Annotated in this window: 18 protein-coding genes, 1 tRNA gene and 1 riboswitch; of the genes, 4 read left to right on the top strand and 15 right to left on the bottom strand. The window is 34.6% G+C overall.

All coding sequences use genetic code 11. The features are described 5' to 3' along the window. Positions 1-123: 123 nt before the first annotated feature. The 4 genes from QE109_RS16100 to QE109_RS16085 all read right to left on the bottom strand — a co-directional run bounded on the left by QE109_RS16100 (position 124) and on the right by QE109_RS16085 (position 2,835). Positions 124-468 carry a glucose PTS transporter subunit EIIB gene (locus QE109_RS16100; RefSeq protein ID WP_281095579.1) on the bottom strand — a complete coding sequence of 115 codons (345 nt, stop codon included), beginning with the start codon at positions 466-468 and terminating at the stop codon, positions 124-126. A gap of 86 nt (positions 469-554) precedes the next feature. Beyond that, positions 555-1,397 (bottom strand): PRD domain-containing protein, encoded by an 843-nt coding sequence (locus QE109_RS16095; protein ID WP_281095578.1) that lies wholly within the window; start codon positions 1,395-1,397, stop codon positions 555-557. A 236-nt stretch (positions 1,398-1,633) separates the two neighbouring features. Then, complete coding sequence (locus tag QE109_RS16090) at positions 1,634-1,789, bottom strand: hypothetical protein (protein WP_281095577.1); 156 nt, start codon at positions 1,787-1,789, stop codon at positions 1,634-1,636. An 83-nt stretch (positions 1,790-1,872) separates the two neighbouring features. Continuing rightward, the gene (locus QE109_RS16085; protein WP_281095576.1) at positions 1,873-2,835 is read right to left on the bottom strand and encodes a DUF4097 family beta strand repeat-containing protein; all 963 of its coding nucleotides are present in this window, start codon (positions 2,833-2,835) and stop codon (positions 1,873-1,875) included. Positions 2,836-2,942: 107 nt separating this feature from the next. Here QE109_RS16085 and QE109_RS16080 point away from each other — a divergent pair, with 107 nt between their 5' ends. Then, the gene (locus QE109_RS16080; protein ID WP_281095575.1) at positions 2,943-3,737 is read left to right on the top strand and encodes a C39 family peptidase; all 795 of its coding nucleotides are present in this window, start codon (positions 2,943-2,945) and stop codon (positions 3,735-3,737) included. Here QE109_RS16080 and QE109_RS16075 read toward each other — a convergent pair. From QE109_RS16075 to QE109_RS16055, 5 genes are all read right to left on the bottom strand, one after another. Then, the gene (locus tag QE109_RS16075) at positions 3,727-4,524 is read right to left on the bottom strand and encodes a M55 family metallopeptidase (RefSeq protein ID WP_281095574.1); all 798 of its coding nucleotides are present in this window, start codon (positions 4,522-4,524) and stop codon (positions 3,727-3,729) included. The two genes, QE109_RS16080 and QE109_RS16075, sit on opposite strands and share 11 nt — an antisense overlap. Continuing rightward, positions 4,502-5,509 (bottom strand): putative ABC transporter permease, encoded by a 1,008-nt coding sequence (locus QE109_RS16070; protein ID WP_281095573.1) that lies wholly within the window; start codon positions 5,507-5,509, stop codon positions 4,502-4,504. The genes QE109_RS16075 and QE109_RS16070 overlap by 23 nt, the downstream gene beginning before the upstream one ends. A gap of 106 nt (positions 5,510-5,615) precedes the next feature. Next, on the bottom strand, positions 5,616-6,119 hold the full coding sequence (locus QE109_RS16065; protein ID WP_281095572.1) for a hypothetical protein: 504 nt from the start codon (positions 6,117-6,119) through the stop codon (positions 5,616-5,618). Beyond that, entirely contained in the window at positions 6,119-6,514 is a 396-nt protein-coding gene (locus tag QE109_RS16060) for a DUF4430 domain-containing protein (RefSeq protein WP_281095571.1), read from the bottom strand. The genes QE109_RS16065 and QE109_RS16060 overlap by 1 nt, the downstream gene beginning before the upstream one ends. Before the next feature lie 103 nt (positions 6,515-6,617). After that, a riboswitch (cobalamin riboswitch) is annotated at positions 6,618-6,789 on the bottom strand. A gap of 31 nt (positions 6,790-6,820) precedes the next feature. Continuing rightward, a complete protein-coding gene (locus QE109_RS16055; RefSeq protein ID WP_281095570.1) occupies positions 6,821-7,513 on the bottom strand; it encodes a B3/B4 domain-containing protein in 693 nt (230 codons plus the stop codon). 151 nt (positions 7,514-7,664) lie between these two features. On the opposite strand from QE109_RS16055, the gene QE109_RS16050 reads away from it, so the two are divergent. Continuing rightward, positions 7,665-8,996: a Na+/H+ antiporter NhaC family protein gene (locus QE109_RS16050; protein WP_281095569.1), complete on the top strand. Its 1,332-nt coding sequence runs from the start codon at positions 7,665-7,667 to the stop codon at positions 8,994-8,996. Here QE109_RS16050 and QE109_RS16045 read toward each other — a convergent pair. Continuing rightward, positions 8,978-10,594, bottom strand: a complete 1,617-nt coding sequence (locus tag QE109_RS16045) for a sensor domain-containing diguanylate cyclase (protein ID WP_281095568.1) — start codon at positions 10,592-10,594, stop codon at positions 8,978-8,980. The two genes, QE109_RS16050 and QE109_RS16045, sit on opposite strands and share 19 nt — an antisense overlap. A gap of 16 nt (positions 10,595-10,610) precedes the next feature. Beyond that, on the bottom strand, positions 10,611-11,561 hold the full coding sequence (locus QE109_RS16040) for a UbiA family prenyltransferase (RefSeq protein ID WP_281095567.1): 951 nt from the start codon (positions 11,559-11,561) through the stop codon (positions 10,611-10,613). Between the two features lie 69 nt (positions 11,562-11,630). Between QE109_RS16040 and QE109_RS16035 the strand changes: the two genes are divergently transcribed. Then, positions 11,631-12,470 carry a YitT family protein gene (locus QE109_RS16035; RefSeq protein ID WP_281095566.1) on the top strand — a complete coding sequence of 280 codons (840 nt, stop codon included), beginning with the start codon at positions 11,631-11,633 and terminating at the stop codon, positions 12,468-12,470. Positions 12,471-12,559: 89 nt separating this feature from the next. Here QE109_RS16035 and pulA read toward each other — a convergent pair whose 3' ends face one another. Then, complete coding sequence (pulA, locus tag QE109_RS16030) at positions 12,560-15,355, bottom strand: type I pullulanase (RefSeq protein ID WP_281095565.1); 2,796 nt, start codon at positions 15,353-15,355, stop codon at positions 12,560-12,562. A gap of 232 nt (positions 15,356-15,587) precedes the next feature. Next, a complete protein-coding gene (locus tag QE109_RS16025; protein ID WP_281095564.1) occupies positions 15,588-17,411 on the bottom strand; it encodes an APC family permease in 1,824 nt (607 codons plus the stop codon). Between the two features lie 120 nt (positions 17,412-17,531). Here QE109_RS16025 and QE109_RS16020 point away from each other — a divergent pair. Then, positions 17,532-17,607, top strand: a tRNA-Thr gene (locus tag QE109_RS16020). A 417-nt stretch (positions 17,608-18,024) separates the two neighbouring features. Here the strand turns inward: QE109_RS16020 and QE109_RS16015 are convergent. Then, complete coding sequence (locus QE109_RS16015; RefSeq protein WP_281095563.1) at positions 18,025-18,201, bottom strand: hypothetical protein; 177 nt, start codon at positions 18,199-18,201, stop codon at positions 18,025-18,027. Between the two features lie 28 nt (positions 18,202-18,229). Further along, the coding region (locus QE109_RS16010; RefSeq protein WP_425365123.1) for an oligopeptide/dipeptide ABC transporter ATP-binding protein at positions 18,230-18,395 on the bottom strand (166 nt) is incomplete at its 5' end.

Below are 18,395 nucleotides of genomic sequence, written 5' to 3'. Positions count from 1 at the left end.
TCAATTCCACTACGTATTACTATCATACTACTCCAAATTACTCTATCAAGCCACAACGAATTTGTAGCTTGATAGAAGAATCTGCTATGCAGCTTCTTCTATTTTAACAATTCTAAATAATCATTACTTAAACTTTTTGATTTCTTCTGCGATAAGTTCAGCATGTGTGCCAACAACGATTTGAACATTTTTATTGTTTGGTTTAATCAAACCTGCTGCTCCAAGTCGTTTACAAGCTGCTTCATCTACAATAGACGCATCTTTAAGTGTTAATCTTAATCTAGTGATACAAGAATCTACTTCAACGATATTTTCTTTACCACCGATTGCGTGATAATAGCCTCTTGCAACTTCTGATATGCCAATTTTTCCAACCACTGTTTCACCTTCCTCTGTTACTTTCTCTATGCGATTGAGATGAATCTCATAACCCGCTACTTGTAAGGTACTAAAAAAAGCATGAATCAAAAAAGAGATATCTTTTTCGACTCATGCCTGATCGGATCAGTAACACGTCTAGGGATAAATAATTATAAACTGGTGATTTCATTCATTTATATGCTTCTTTTTAAACGGTCAATATGAATTGCCATAAATCCTACTTCATCTTCTGGGACGATAATATTATAATCATGCTCTATTTTTGTCTTAAGGAGCAGTGCAATCTCGAAACTCTCTTTTAAGTCTCTTTTTAAGGTGTCTAGCAAAGGGTTAGTGACTTTATGTCCACTCTCAATTCTTTCTATTGCACCCCGAAGATGATGTACCAATCGACTGTAAGTTAAATCCTTCGGAATTTTCATCTGTATAGCTTCTTCAATAATGCTTACTAACTCTTTGATAATTCTCGTGTTTTTCACTGATTCTTTTACATCTTTTTGCTGCCTTGCTGCACTGATATGAAGTGCAATAAAGGCAACCTCATCTTCAACGATCTGTACACCTAAATGCTGTTGAATCATATTTTGAGCGGTTAATCCCACTTCATATTCTTTAGGATAGAGCATCTTTATTTCATCCAAAAAAGGATTGTGAATCTCCATTCCCGATTTAATCCTTTCAAGTGCAAAACCAATATGATCTGTTAACACAATGTGTATCCTATCACTTAATGGACCGATTCTTTCGTTTGCCATATATATGATTTCTGAACATACTGAAAGCACTTTCTCATCAAGTTGCTGAACCAAATCTAAGTAATCTCTTTTTAAACGATCATCATACGTTAAAAAATACTTCTCAATTTCTTCCGGTGAAATGAACTGAACTTCTCCATTTTTCCGGCCAAAACCAATCCCTTTTCCAACCAAAACCGCTTCGCCCTTGGTCTCTTGGTTAAGCACCAATATCGCATTATTATTATATATTCTAAGCACTTGATAACTATTCTTCACCATACACTCCTATGGACAATTCTTGCAATAATTATACCCCAAAATAAATAAAAGCACGAACAAAAAGCAACGCTTTTGGTTCATGCCTGATTAAACAGTAACATACCATATTCTTTACAACTTTATGTTAACAGAGTGTAAAAATCCTGTCAAGTACAAATATCGGTACATGTAGATAGTTTTTTTTGATAGCAACTCACTATTTTACATTTTCACTGTATCATTCAAACTGCTTTCATCTATACTTTCTTACTAGAGCCTACTTGTTTTTGATTTCTCTTAGACTTAGAGCTTATGCCTTTCCCTTTGTCAGGTCTAAAGCTATCCTGTCTCTGTTGTTGCTCTTTTTTCTTTTCTAGTAACTTTTTCATCATTTCCATATTTTTCTCTGACATGGTGTTGCTCCTTTCATCGTGCTAATACTATTTTAATCCATTTTAGCTTAAAAAGGAATTCAATTATTTATATATGACAAATATTATTTTGCATATAATATTGTTGCATCACCAACTGTAACTGTTAGATCTATTTTAAAAATGCTTTTGTTACCATCAAGCAAATATTCACCTTTTGACTTTTCAAACGGTATATCTTCAAGATCTAGGCTTGAAGTAAATTCTGTTATTGAAGGCTTAACGCTCATCTCATGGTTTTGGGGTACTGAGATTGTCACATCGCCTACGCTAGATTTCACATCAATTTCTACTTGTTTTTCAAAGTTCCCCTTTGATTCTAATTTTACATCTCCTACATCGATATGAGCCGTCAAAGTAATAGCTTCTTCATAATTTCCGTCTAGACTCGTCTTAATTCTTCCAGTATTCGTTTCAAGTTTAATGGTTTCAAGCGCTTTTGCACCTTTGTCTACACTGACATTAAGGTCACCAACATCTGAGGATATTGATATGTAGCTTAGTTGATCTTGACTCTTAGTTGCAAACAAGTTAATATCACCGACATCAGAATTTGAAGTGATCTCTGTAAAAGTGATATCTTTTGCATTGATGGTCATATCACCGACATCTAAGTTAGTATCAAACTTAACTTCAACACCTTCTGGAATCATTATCTGAGTTTTGCTCGTTTGTGATCCTGCTATAATATTCACTTTTTTGTCATTAACAAATGTAATGATCAGTGTATCTCCTTTTTCTTTGTACTCAACCGTTGCAAGCAACTCTTTTCGATTTGCAGCTTGATCGTATTTTAACTGAAGATCATTAGAAACATCAATTTTCACATCTGATACAGTCAAATCTAAATTGAGTTCAATTTTATCATATCCAGATAAATCCTTTGAATAGCTGATTTTTTCATCTAGTGTATTGTCAAATGCATTTTGAAATGGCGATTGATCATCGTTTTCCTTTGTGAAGTACGAACATGCTGTTATTGAAAGTGACATAAAAATAATCGTTATTATTGCTAGCGTTCTTTTCATATAGATTCTCCTCTTTTGTTGTGGTACTCTTATTATGTATTATAATTCTTAGTATAGGGTTAGAGATTCCTTAAGTTTTATTTAACAATCAGATTTTGGAGGCTTATATGAAAAAGAACTGGACTAGGTTCGCCTTGCTTCTCACTGCGATTTTATTATTAGGTTTTTTCACTGGGTGTAGCACTGTGGATACGCCTACTGCAACGACTGAAACAGTACTTATAGCTGATTCGACTGCAGAAACCGAAATTGCAGATGAAATAAATAAAGTTCACCTCGATAAAATTAAAGCCTCACTTTCTAAGTGGGGGCTAGGTCAAAACCTTATTTCTTATGTTGGAAATAATAGAAACTATGAGTGGTATATTGATCAAGCCCATACAGGGCTCCACTCAGATGCAAATTGCGGTCCTGCTTCTGTTGCTATGGCAGCTCGCTGGGCTAACCAAGATACCACTGCAACAGCTGAGGTAGCACGTGATGCCTATAGGTCTTCAGGCGGATGGTGGTACAGTGATGATATAAACAACGCTTTAGACCTATTCAATATTGATTATGAAGTGATTCAAATTGATGATTTGTATGATTTAAGAGCTATTATTGATTCTGGTTCCATTGCGATTATCAACAATAGCATGGGATATATCCCAGAAAATACTGATGAAGCTGCCCGTGTCAATCGTTTTTATAGCTTTGATAGTGGCCATTATTTAATCATAAAAGGCTATCTTCTTGTTGATAATTATACGTATTTTGAAGTTTACGATCCAAACAACTGGGATTTTACTTATTCAGATGAAACACCTAAAGGAAAGGACCGTTACTATGAAGCAACAGTCCTTATGAATTCAATTGAGAATTGGTACCCTTATGCTGTTGTTATCAAAAGTGTTATAGAATAAAAGCGACCACTCTAAGTACTTCAAAATAATCACTTGTTTTAAACTGAAGTGTATGACTATTTATCTGGGCAATCCCAGGATAAAAGGATTTTCTTTTAGCATAAGTATGCTCTTTGTATTCTATCTCAAGCACAAAAGACTTTGGCAGTTTAATTTTAGCAGTTGATAAATCTTGACTGAGTGCAATTTTTGCAGTCTTTCGAATTTCATCAACTGCTTTTTTTTGAGATATGCTTATTGTTGATGCACCATTTCCCTTTTTAACAGCCACACTTTTTAGGTTGGGATGTAATTGTTGAGCCGACTTACAGAGATAATCATCACCAGATACAAATACAGTAGGTACACCTTCTAGTGCTGCTGCATAACTATATAGCATAAATTCACTTGCATATTCACCATTAAGTTTTATCGCTTTGGCATTACCTGTCATCGTATGGGCTAAAGGATTATCGCTATTTCCAGCAGGCGCATGATAGCCTATAAACATAGCCGCATCAAAAGTGGTATCAATTCCATCCACCATGGAATATGGATGTCCACTCCAATTCCTAATGACACTAACACATTCTGGTAGTATTGATAAATCTATATTAGTACCCGTGTTATGTGCATCTCTAACTACAATTTCCGTCGCTCCAGCTGCAATTGCACCCTCGCATGCAGCCAAGACTTCGTTTGACATTTGTTTTGCATACTGTGCATAAGTAGGATGGTCCTGTCTACATTCTTCCCATAAAGTAGTGCCCGTAACGCCTTCCATATCAGCGCTTATGAATATTTTCATGCTTCTCCTCCTCATTCAGTTTACGTTGTCTTAGACTTCTATTTCTTGTAAGGTGCATTAATCCAAATTGTTTAGTCGTCGCATTTGGATAGTTTTTGAAAAATCGCGCACTTGACTTGTTTCGTGCTCTTCCAAGCAACTCTGAAAATCGCTCAAGTGATTTTTCGTTTTCGCTTTTCCATTTTCGACCCTTATCTGTCATATCTTCTAAGAAATCACTAAACACAGTAAAATTTTCATACTTTTGATAGATGGCATTCTTTCTAATATTAACTTTAGCTTCCTCGACAAAATCCACAAAGTTATTGCGTTGTTCTATGATATTTTCAGATAGACTATCTGATATATTATCTTTTAATTCCTCAATGTTATCTCCAATTTTTTCCAATCGCTCTGAGATCTGAATGACGATCTCTTCTGAGGCATCATGCAACCTAATTACCAAACCTCTAAGGCTTATAAGCTCAACTAAAGTAAATGCAGCGTCTATCATAAGAATCACATAAGATAACGACAAGAAAACCGTCATAACATTGATGTCAAAATTCTCGTAAATTTTCATCACAAAAGGATTCACAAATTTCCAGAGTACAAATCCTCCCAGCCCCCAAAACATTGAGACATCAAGCGCAATTCTACCTTTTACATTGAAGCGATGACTTGTATAATTCCACCATCTCGTTTTAAACATTATTTCCATTAAAAGCGATGTTACATATTCCCACGTCGTAGCCACCAAAGAGATAAATACCATTGCAAATACAGCATTAATTGCAGGATGCCACACAAGCTTTGTTTCAATAAACCCCATTGCCAAAATCACTGTAGTCACTGCAAAACCATATATGGGGATAAAAGGTCCTCTCAAAAATCCCCTGTTAACAAATTTGTGTTCTTTTATAGATACGTATGGTGTTTCCCAAAACCATCCAACAATTGAATAGATTAAAAACATCCAAGCAATTTCTGTTAATTGCCAAGTCATATTGTTTCACCTCTTTGTATATAATCATGTTTCAATTTTAATATAACATATTTATTTCAGTATAAAAATCGAAAAATCCCCAAATCATATGATTGGGGATTTTAATTTACATGATATGCATTTTTTTCTTTGCCAATTGGATCGTTTGGGTCAATGGTTTGTATAATACTAAGACAATGATGAAATTTGAAACACCATGAATAATATCAAATGGGATACCTCTGATCCAGTACGGTATAGCATACCCAATGCCATAAAACAAGGATTCAAACAGAGCAAAAAAGAGTCCAAAAAGAAATCCAAAAATTGCTGCAACAATTGCAAATCCATATTCTGAATTAATTGTTCGTTTCAATACATGTGTAATGAGGATCAGAATCGGCCATAGGATATAATAACCGAGCAACCATGTCCCAAATCCATATATCAATATTTCAGTTGTTGTAAAAACAACTGACGTTAGTATAGAACGTTTTAATCCAAAAATAACAGTATAGATAATAAAAAGAAACGTAATGATTTCCACATTGGGTACAGCACTTAACACAAACTTTCCCGCTGTAAGCGATGCAGAAAGTATAGCGATTAAAGTGATATCCTTTGCTTTCATTAGAAACTTCTCAATTCAAATCTGTACGTATCTCCATCTGCAACAGGTACGTCTTTAACGCCAACCATTGCATCTTCTCCATTGATCAGAACATGAAAGTACTCACTTGTTGCATCTGCTTTATAACCTTCAAAACCAGTGACCATAGGGCCAAAAGATGAGTCTTCTGATTCAAATTTCACTTTGTCTTTTAGCTCGTTAAGTAAGTCTAGTAAAAAATCTGCATCTGTTTTAACTGTGTATTTAGTATCAATATTTTGTGATTCAACATAAATTTCAACTGTAACTTCTTTTGAACCTTCATTTGCTTTAGGTCCAAAAAACTGATTGTAACCAAATAAAGCGACTACCGCTAAAATTATCACTAATCCTATTGCTAAAATCTTCTTATTCATTTCATTCTCCCTTAATTTTATTTGCCTTAAAATAAAAAAACTCATTTCCCGGAAGATGGAAAAATGAGTCGATTAACGCATCATTTCCATCCCACCCCCAGGGGATTTAACACATTTATGGGCAGGTCTACCGGCTTTGCATCTTCCGCCACTCACCCTTCCCGCTTTCGCAGTGGTATGTGAGTTTTGTCCGCTTCACGGTTGCTGGGACAGCTCAAGCTTTCACTTGATTCCCTTTTAAGTCAAATCTGACACCTCATAAAAACTATTTACTTGTATTAAGTACACACTCATTATAAAAAAATGTTATGGCAATTGCAACTCTTTTTTAGGTTCAAGCATCTGAGAAAACACAATTTCACCATTTGCATGTGTTTGTATCAGCTCATGTGCGTAAGCTATCGCCTTATCAAAATCAAATTGATCTTCAAACCCAAATATGCTGAGCAAGATCATCTTAGTATCTTTATCTACATTAGTCCGTGCGGAATCTGATGTGGTTGAACCAAATGCACCTATACCGTCACTGAAAACAGGAAAACCCTCTAAATTTAAAGACTGATTGCCCAAACTCAGATAGCTTTCACCTGCTTCTCCTGCTCTAAGCATAACATTTCCACTAATTTTATCATAATCAAACGTACCTACTGGGCAATGAAATTTTAAGGAAATAACATTAGATAAATCTACTACATTATTGATCGGCTCAAGACCTTCATCTTTAAGGATTCTTCTTAAAAGCTTTTCAGCAGACAACCTGTATTTAGTTGGATCTTTTCCAAAAGCACGATAAGCTTGACGCCCTGCTTTAATCTCTTTTAATTGACTGATTTGCTCAACTTTTAGCGTTTCTTTCAAAGATGTAAAAAGTTGATTCATCACTTCTATTAGCGGTGTTTTGGATTTTTCAGTCACCACTTTAGCAACTATAATTCCCAATTTAAAATCAGGTAATTTTTCGGTATATGCCTGGTCAATAACTATCTCTTTTTCACTCATGATTTACCTCCGCATAAGATTCATTGAATTATAATGCAAGTATATATATAATTAATATATCATAGATATTATAAAGTTTATGTCCTACAAAACAATCTATACAAAAAATGATTCATATTTTACCATATGTCACTTACAAAATGGAGTATATATGTCAAAGCAGATGAAAACTTACCTTTTAATTTTCATATTATTAGCATCCGTAAGTTTAGTGATCATTTTTGATCGCCCACTCTATCAAGGAATTGCCTTAACTTGTTTCTTGGGTTTTTTCTTAGTCTCTGATAAAGTAAGATTACCCAAACTAATCGCAGCAAATACTAAGTCTGTATACAAAACAATGCTTTTAATGTTTCTAATCAGTATTACTTTGCCAGTTCTTATGGCGGCTGGTGTTCTCCCTACCCTAATTTATCACGTTTCGCAAATGATGCTTGGTGGTAATTTGCTTTTGGCTGCCTTTCTAATTTCGACTTTTTTGTCTATGATATTGGGCTCAGCAATTGGGACCTTAACTATATTATTGCCCTTATTTTCATCTATCGCCATCCAATCTGGGATCTTCTATCCATGGGTGATAGGGGCATTAATTTCAGGAGTTTACATAGGAGATCGCTGCTCTCCTTTATCATCTGGCTTACATCTGCTATCAACTGTAACAGAGACCAATTACCTTAAAAATATACGCTATTTATTGGCAAGTGCTATTATTCCTTTTATCGTGACGCTTTTGATTTTGTGGAACTTAGGAGGCGCTTCACTTATAACGCAAGATATGATTCAATCAAACGATCTACTCATTGTTCAATTTGACATTACATTTTGGAGATTGTTACCTTTGTTTTTAATGATTGTCTTATTGCTCTTAAAACAACCCATTACACGTGTTCTTTTAATTGTATTTGTTACGTGTTCTGTGATGGCAATTCCTTCGTTTGAAAATATACCGGATTTTTTATCACTTCTATACAGCGGGTATCACATTCCAGATCATGCCCTATCGGATTTTATTAAGACCTCCGGTTTTAAACAAATGATAAACGTCATATTTGTTATTTTCTTTAGTGGCATTTTAAATAGCCTATTAGAGGCAGACCATCTAATAGGCTATATCATTAAACCCTTTATTAAAAATGCCTCTTCACCGCGTAAATTGCTTGCAAATACAGCACTATTGAGCATCGTCTTGAGTATGGTAACTTGTAGCCAAGCAATGACCGCTATGATTAATGGCAAATACCTTTCTCAGTACTATGATGAAAAGCTAATCAAAAGAGAATTTTTAGTTCTCATGACTGCAAATGCTGGTCTCAACGTCGTTGCATTAATCCCATGGAATGTTAATGGTATTATGCTAAAACAACTTACTGGTGTTGCCCCACTTGAATACTTACCTTTTAGCTTTTTTGTGTTGTTATTAACATTTTTAAGCATCAGCATTTACCCTATGGTTATACAAAAGTTCTACTCTTCATCAAATTGACGTTTCCAAAGTGTTATTCCCTGTATCAGCTTCGCTCTAACTTGTTCAGCTTCAATATTCTTCATTTGATACATTCTTTTTTCAGCTTGTTCTAAAGTTTCTGTCATTGAATCATCACTTTGAACTTTTGTTGCATGCCCAAAAGCTACAGATATATGGATATTATTAATCTCCATACTTTCAGTTTGATTCTTTATCCTTTCAAGCATTGCAGCTCCTTCTTCACTATTCGTTTTAGGAAGTAATACTACAAACTCGTCTCCACCGAGTCTAGAGATAATTTCGTCAGCTCTAAAAACTTCTTTCATCACTTCAGCTACACGCTGCAAAAGTTCATCTCCTGCTGAATGTCCAAAAGAATCATTGATAAGTTTCAATCCATTTACATCCGCAAAAATCAATGTAATTGGGAGATTCCTTTCGACGTCTAATCTCGTCAATTCTTCTATGAAAAATCTTCTATTGTATAATCCTGTAAGTTGATCATGGTAGCTTAGATACTCCATTTTTTGTTCAAGTTCAAAGCGTTCAGTAATATCACGGATCAAAAGATGAGATACTTTTTTTCCGTCTATTAGTACACGTGTTACTCTTATATCAGCTAAAAATGATTGTTGCGTTTTCGTTTTCATCCACCATTTAAAATTAAGGTCTTCTTGATTTTCATAATTCTCTACGGCCCTTTTTAAACCTTCAGTATCACCCTCATCATTTGTATCATAAAATGACCACAACCTTTTTCCGATAAGATCTCCCTTTTGTTCATATCCCATTAACTTCAATAAACTTATATTACAGTTGATGATTTTTCCTGAATCTTCTAACAAGATGGCATCTATAGATTCATCAAAAAGCATTCTAAAAGTGTATTCACTTGCACTGATTTTCTCATTTAAGCTCATAAGTTTTTTGTTTGCATTATTAAGCAATTGCGTTCTTTGTATTACTTTATTTTCAAGTTCGTCGTTTAATTGACTCACTTTTAAGCTCTCTTTTTCCAAAAGTTTCTGGTAAAAAAACTGACGTCTTTCTGAATACTCAAAAAAGTAAGTAGCGATAAGCCCCATGATCATCACACAGACAAAGAGGATCAATGAGTCAAAATTCACATCAGATGGTATAACAGGATAGATAATTGAAGTCACCCAGTACAGGATAACAAGTGGTACTATGCCTATAATTACATTAACAAATCTAAGTCTTGCTAAAATTGTAAAAAAAACAATTGCAAATAAAAAACCGTACTTGTAAGAATAAAATCCCAGTGAAGATCCTGCAAAAGTCAGTACTAACATGCCAACAGCACCTGTAAAGGCAACAATCCACATAATCAATTGATTGTATCTAGGATATTTTGGAGAAAGTGTAGCAAGTAATGCAAGTAACGCGATAGGCGTATAAATGCCAAATCTTACGATCCAGAAAAAGGCCAGTAGATTTTGAACTTCACTAATATCTACAAGAGCAAAAACAAGATAAAAGGGGATGCTCAGCGCATATAAAAAACGATGTTGTATAATATTCTTTTCACTTGTTTTTATACGATACTCACATTCCATTCCAGGATCAGTATAAGTCAATTTAAACAGATTAAGCATGTACTCACCTCCTCTTTTATTTGAATTTCATAAAAGCAACCATCAATAAATTAGTAAATAGTACACTCGAAAAAACCAGAAAATTCTTTACTGCGTATTTAAAAGTGATTGCCTTTACTGGATTTAAAGTGAATTTTCTTGTGTTTTTATATACAATTGGCATTGAGATAAAACTGATGAAAACAAACCAAGGCAAATTACCTGTGATTAAAGCAACAAATAAACTAAGGTATGCCATGACAATATTAATTTTAAATAAAATGATGCTATTTTTCCTGCCGATTGATAAAGGTAAAGTGTAACGTTTATTCTCAAAGTCTTCTTCCATATCACAAATATTGTTGGCAAGCATTATATTACCGATAAAGAGCATTAAGGAAAAACTTACAAATAGAAGACTGGCTACTACATCAAGATGAATTTGCATCAGCAAAGAACCCTGTTCATAGTTGACTGTCCCTAAAAGTCTAGCAGGTACTTGTATATAAAAAGCTATAAATGGAATTAGCACCCCCATAAAAAAACCACTAAACAACTCGCCTAGTATCGTTCTAGATAGTGGCAAAGGACCTGCAGAGTAACTGATACCTACTGCAAAAGAAAGACTACCTAGCGCTAATACCACTAAATCAGTATACAAAACTAGCCCCAATCCTAAGAATATACCTAGCAAAATCAAAGCGATTAGTATACGAAGTGCAACATGAGGTGCTAGCTCTCCAGAAGAGATTGGATTGTGTTTTTCATAATGATACCCTTTTTTTAACAAAGCACGCTTATAATCGTAATAATGGTTTAGTCCTGTTGTTGCCATATCAATACAAAGCAGAGAAAACATCATTAAAAAAAACCTTTCAAATGAAATGCTACCTAGTGTATAATAAGCGATAGTTGTCCCTATAAGGAACGGAAGTAAACTAGCTACTTTTGTTCTAAGTTCTACAAGATTAAAAAAAATTCGAATCATACCGAGTCTCCTTTTGAATGGTGAATTGAATTATGGGTACATATTATTTATGAAAATATTGGAGGATATATGTCTCAATTTAAAAACTATTTGGCAATTACTGTTGGGGTCATAATTGTAGCCCTTGGCATTTGTTTCTTTTTGATACCTGCCAACTTAGCAACAGGCGGAATTACTGGACTTTCTATGATTATACACGACCTAATACCCACTATGAGCATCGGTCAAATACTTTTAGTATTAAATGTCATTCTTTTTGCAGTGGGATTTATTACTATTGGTAAAGAATTTGGCGCAAAAACCATTTATGCAAGTTTTTTATTAACTGGTACCATCTACATCTTTGACACTTTCTTTAAAATCAAAACACCTTTAGTTGATGATCTCCTTGTCAATCTTATCGTTGGGATTTTGATACAAGGTGTAGGTCTTGGTATTGTTTTCAATCAAGAAGCGTCAACTGGTGGCACAGATATTATAGCAAAAATTCTCAACAAATACTTCCATTTGGAAATAGGAAAATCTTTGCTCATTGCTGATTTTGCAGTTGTAACACTTGCAGCATATAGTTTTGGTATAGATTTAGCTATCTATGCTTTTCTTGGTATCGTAATGAATGGTTTAATTATTGATATGGCAATTGAAGGCTTTAACCAAAAACTCAATGTCTCTATCATCTCCAAAGAGAGCGACATAATTCAACGTTTTATCGTTGAAAAATTAGAACGTGGTGCTACGATCTACACTGCTAAAGGCGCATATACAATGCGAGATAAAGAAATTGTCACTTCTGTAATGGACAAGAAAGAATTTATCAGTTTAAAGGGCTATGTGAAAAGTGTTGATCCAAATGCTTTTTTGATGGTATCCAATGTCAGAGAAGTTCTTGGTGAAGGTTTCTATAGATAATTACATCTACTATAAAATAAAAAGCAGTAATAACTGAATCGGTTATTACTGCTTTTTTACTAACTAAGATGCATTTATATGATTCCCGTCTATTTAAACTTCTTTTTAGACGCTTTTCTAATCGCTTTCAGTTTATTTCTTTTAAGGTATATAAATCCTATTACTATCGCTACAATTACAACAATCGCTATAGAGACTATTATAATCCAAGTTGGACTGTCTTTCTCAATGCCCATATCAAGTTCAGTATCAGAAAGCTCATTTAAAGTGCGTTCTAAAATCAATGCAGAACTCGCTGGAATTTGAACCGTTCCACCTTGTATAATGTTTATTCCATCTTTATTGGCATTTTTATCATTAACCAAAACTTTAAAATTTCCCTCTGGTACTTCGATGGTTTGCGCTTCTAATTTGCCATTAAATAAAACAATTAATTCTTCGTTAGTAGAACCTCCAGCACCCTTTTTAATACTATAACCCACCATTTGATCTGGTAACGTCACAAGTGAATCCGCTGTTTGATCAAAGAATTTCAGATTATCTTGTACCTCTTCCTTAGTTCCCAAACTGAAGGCAGGATACGCTTTTCTAATTTCTATCAATCCCTTATAATAATTAAATGTTTCCAGATTGCTCTCTTTTAATGTCCAATCAATCCCATTGATTTCATCTGATGATTTATAACTATTTTCAACTCCATTTTTTGTTCTTAAGAAATCTACACCAGCATGTAGGAATGGCATTCCTTGAGAGGTTAAGACGATGGCATTACTTAGCATGTCCATGGCAATTTTCTGATCTTCAGTTGCATCTGGATTAGTAACTGATATTTTGTCCCATAAGGTTAAATTATCATGTGCAGAAACATAATTCACCGATTGCGAAGGGTTTTCGGCCCAAGCTTTCTTAGAATAATTAACTTTCTTATAGTCAATTTGATCGTGTGTAGTTGCACCTACTATCCCAAATTTAACGCTTTCTTCAAAACCAATCGCACCATTTGCAAATCCTGCTTCTGTAGGATTGAAAACATGTCCTTTTATACCATCTCTAAAATCATCATCAAAGGCACCAATTCTCGGTATACTTTGTATATTAGCTTTAACCAAACGCTTTGCCTCTGGAAGTGGTGAACTCCCCCCTGTCCATCCTTCTCCATAAAGAATGATATTCGGGTTGATTTTTCTCAGCTCATTATCAATTAAACGCATCGTTTCAATATCGTGAACACCCATTAAGTCAAATCTAAAACCATCAATATGGTATTCACTCACCCAATGTTTAAGAGAATCTACCATCAACTTTTGCATCATGGTTCTTTCACTTGCTGTTTCATTTCCCGTACCAGAAGCGTTTGAATACTTACCAGCAACCATACGGTAATAGTAGTTGGGAACTAACTTGGTTAAGTTTGAATCTGCTGTTAATGCAGTATGGTTATATACAACATCCATAATAACCCCAATTCCCTCGTTATGAAGCCCCTGTATCATTTGTTTGAGTTCGGCGACACGTACTTCGCCATGATAAGGATCACTGGCATACGAGCCCTCAGGCACGCTGTAGTTCTTCGGATCATATCCCCAGTTAAAGGTATTCTCCTCCAACTTAGTCTCATCTACAGAATTATAATCAAACATCGGTAAAATTTGAACATGTGTAATACCGAGCTCTTTAAGATGGTCCAACCCTGTAGATACACCATTATCTGTTTTGCTTCCTTTTTCAATTACCCCAAGAAACTTCCCTTTGTTTGAAATATTAGAGTTTACATTTGAAGAAATATCTCTAATGTGCATTTCATAAACGATCAAATCATTGGCTTTGATATATATAGGACCTTTATCTTTTTCCCAGCCACTAGGGTTAGTTTTAGCCATATCGATTACCATGGAGCGGTCGCCGTTGACTCCCGCTGCATGCGCATAAGGATCATAAGTCTCTGTCTCGCTATCATTTGATATGATCGTATACGTATAATAAGTACCTTTTAAATCTCCATTTACGATTGTCGTCCAGACACCTTGACCACTGTTTTGCATCACAACTTGGTCCAGCTTATTGCCGCCATCACCTTTATCATATAAATTAAGAACCATACCATCTGCGGTAGGTGCCCAAACTTTAAAAACGGTCTGTGATGCATTGTAAATCGCACCAAGTTCACCAACATAAGTGTAGTTGTTGATAAAATTATCAGTGTCATAAAGACCACTTTGTTCTATCATGATCGGTTCATAATTCAGATATTTTGTTTCGTATTTGGTATTGAAAGCTACATTTGAATCCAGTAAAATCACAAACTCAGTTGACAGCTCACCACTTCCACCGCTCACTGCTGTTGGTAAAATCAAAGTTCCTTCTGAATCAGTTACAGCAAAATCGCTTCTTAAGTCTGCTTTCGCAATTGGTTTAGAAGTTACAAGTTTTAGTGTAGTCTCATCTATAAAATCTGCTTTTAAAAACTTAGGAGATAAATCAATCTCTCCAGCGTCATAATATATATTTTCAGAGCCCTGTAAAAGGAAAAACTCAAGTTCACCTTGATCATTGATCTTATCTAAGCTGACAAATCGATCTGCATCGATATCCTTAGCTTCCCATTCTCCTTTTCTTACAATAAATCCAACTTCGCTAGCATCCCCTATATCTTCCAAAGTGAAGTTCGCTACTTGTCCAAATTCGTCTGCTTCGCTAAAAGCAAAGCTTTGACCTTCACTTCCCTTTGCCCATACCCATAAATTCCATCCATCATAATTTTCATCAAAGCGATGATAATGTACCGTAATTGTCAATGGATTTTCCACTGCAAATGTCATATCAGATAATGGCATCAAACCAAAAACCAGTACCATGATTATGAGTAAACTTAATCCTTTTTTCATGTCTTTATCCCCCTATAATTATGTATTACTTTTATACACCACATTTAATGCAGCACAACAAAAATCAATTAGTGCAATCGGTTGCATTAAATTCTCTTTTACATTATACCAAATAAACCAATCAGACTCAAAGTAAATCATTGCTCAACACCTCAAATATTTACTTGCAAATAAATAAAAAAATCAAGCATTCTTAGCATATTCATACTTAAGATTGCTTGATTTATGTTCGTTACATCATTTGACCATTTTTCATCATAGCAGCTACAAAAAACGCCATTACTGTTATCAGATAGAAGTAAAGCTCAATCCCAATAAAAAATGAAAAATGTAAAAATCTATTGTCATAATAATAATGCTGTTTGCGCCACAAGGCATATATAAACAATGACCCTAGTGCAACAACAGCTGGAACGACTACAATTGTTATATTGTTACCAAAAAACCATGGATAGATTTCAGCATAAAATCTAAAATCAGAATTTGGACTGGCTACAAGTATAATACTGAGAACTATCGAAAACGCAATTGAAAGTATAAGAATAATCTTCCCTTTCACTTTTGAGTCTCCTGGAATCCAGCGGTTATAGATATACATAAGGATAAGGAAAGCTATAATATACCATGAATAACTGGTGAGTGCTATTAAGAAAGAAAAAGTACCTAAAAAAGCAACACTAATAACTGCAAGTACTGAATAACTCAACAAACTCATAACATCAGGTTTAAGCTGTGTCTGTGCATATGCAATCCACTCTGGGGAATTACCAGCGATGGTCAATATGCCTTTTTTATCTTCTTTATCTACCCATGTGAGTATATCTCCTATTGGTGTCTGAAAATAATCATAGCCAACAGGATAGCGACGCGTTAAAGAAATTCTAGTATTTTCTATCAAGCGATCCTGCTCGCGTGTAAAATAAGATATATTAGTATACGTGCCACCCTTTGTCTGAGGATAACGTGACAATCCTTTTGATGCATTATCCAGTGTCTGTTGTGTTCCCAAAATATAACTTACTTTTGGTCCGTCAACTTTTGCGATTACTGGATCTAAGCTTGTGCGTACATGATAAAAAAGTTTAAAACTTTCTATATCTAGGTCGGCTTCTGATAGCTGCCACACGCCCAAAATTGTAGGTGCGCCAGGGCTCAAATGGTCAAATATACTTGCTACCAGAGTTATCATACCTTTTTCAACATAGATATCCTTAAAGTATCCATAAGTTCTTTGATCTTTAACCTGTGCAATCTCTATATCAATTAACTTGTCATCTTTAACCGTCAATAATCTTCCACCATCTCCAGCATTTAATGTCGCATAGATTTCATCGTGATCGCTATATATGCATAACCTTTTAAGGTTATCATAGTTGGCTAGACTTGTTATTTCTTCATTTCCCTTATAGAGAATTGTAATTTCATCGTCTCCAGCAATTACGTAATTACCTGAAGCTGCAAACTGCTCTGAATGGTTACTAATTAATGTTTCATTTTCAAGCGTTCTAGATGTAGGATCAATTCTCACACGGTATAGGTCAGTACGATCACTGTAATATAAGTAATTATAGTCCTGCGTCTGAGTAAGCTGAATGACTTTCACTTTAGAAGCTATAATGGATGAATCAGATAGTGGATATTTCACTTCATCAATGAGCTCACCATATAGTGTGAAAAATTTAATCTGAATACTTGTAGAAGTTGTGTATGCAAGCACAATTTCATTGTTATTTGGCGCTAATGATTGACTAATCAACCTATAATCTGTTGGTAAGCCTTCTGCAATATCTAGCCCAACCGACCAATTCTCCGACGGTTGATTAGAAGTTATATTCCATTCACTCCAACCATGAAACAATAGTACAAAAATCGTAAATAAAATAAAGTAGACGCCCCACCGCATGAAAAATTTAGGTTTAGCCTTTCTTGCTTTTTTCTTAGCTATTTTTTTTGACTGCCAAAGGTGTTTAGAACTTCCATTATCATTATTATTCTTATAGCCCATTACTTCATCATGCGTTCTATCTATTTTTTCTTGTTGATCCAACGTCCGCATTTAATCACCCCTAAAATTTACTTTGTTTTCCCCAACTTTTCTGACTATTTAAGTAGCACTACTAATATTGATTATTGACTTGTTTTTTCACAAAATATCCTTTATAATAATTTAGGATGTGCCGTCGTAGCTCAGTAGGTAGAGCAACGCCATGGTAAGGCGTAGGTCAAGAGTTCGAATCTCTCCGTCGGCTCCAGTAAAGAGAACACTTTCAACTGATCACTGAAAGTGTTTTTTTTCGTTTTCTAATCCTTTTTCTAATCCTTTTTTGAAAAAAATGAGACAGTTATATCGATATAACAAAATAAGCCTTTTCAAAAATGGAAATTATTCTAACTTTTATAAGCCATTTCAGATTTATGTACACTATTTCTATTGTAAGTTTATCACAATAGACTTTGACCCACTATAAAAAAAACTATACATAATATTAAGATAATTTCACAATTCACATATGAATTTATCTTCTCTACCATCATATCAGCTAAATTTATAAGCGTCATTAGAACTACATTAAAAAAGCCGAATCCCCAATATATAGTAAACAACTACTATATACTGAGTATTCGGCTTTTAAATTTATGCTTTAATTTATGCTATAAGAATATAAACTCTAGAACATAAGCCATGCTATTAGTCCAAAGAGCGCAAAAATTCCAATTAACACTGGGATCATAGTTATAGCTGCAGCGATTGTAAGTGCGAGAAAATCTCCTTTTTCAAACTCTACATCTCTTTTATCAGGTGCTAATTCTTTTTTTGCCATTGTCTCTCTAAATTTCTTAAACATCACTATGTTCCTTTCTTAACTTAACTTCTTAAATTTCTCCAGCAAAGTGACATGCGACGTGGTGTCTAGGTGTCACTTCTTTTGTTGGCGGAACCATCTCTTTACAGATATCTTTTGCATATGGACATCTTGTATGGAACTTACATCCTGCCGGTGTGTTTACGTTACTTGGAATCTCTCCAATAATCGCTTCC

This window comes from Fusibacter bizertensis (genome assembly GCF_029914245.1).
Taxonomy (GTDB): domain Bacteria; phylum Bacillota; class Clostridia; order Peptostreptococcales; family Acidaminobacteraceae; genus Fusibacter_C; species Fusibacter_C bizertensis.
The sequence above is the reverse complement of the archived record's forward strand: the minus strand, read 5'-3'. Positions and strand labels throughout refer to the sequence as shown.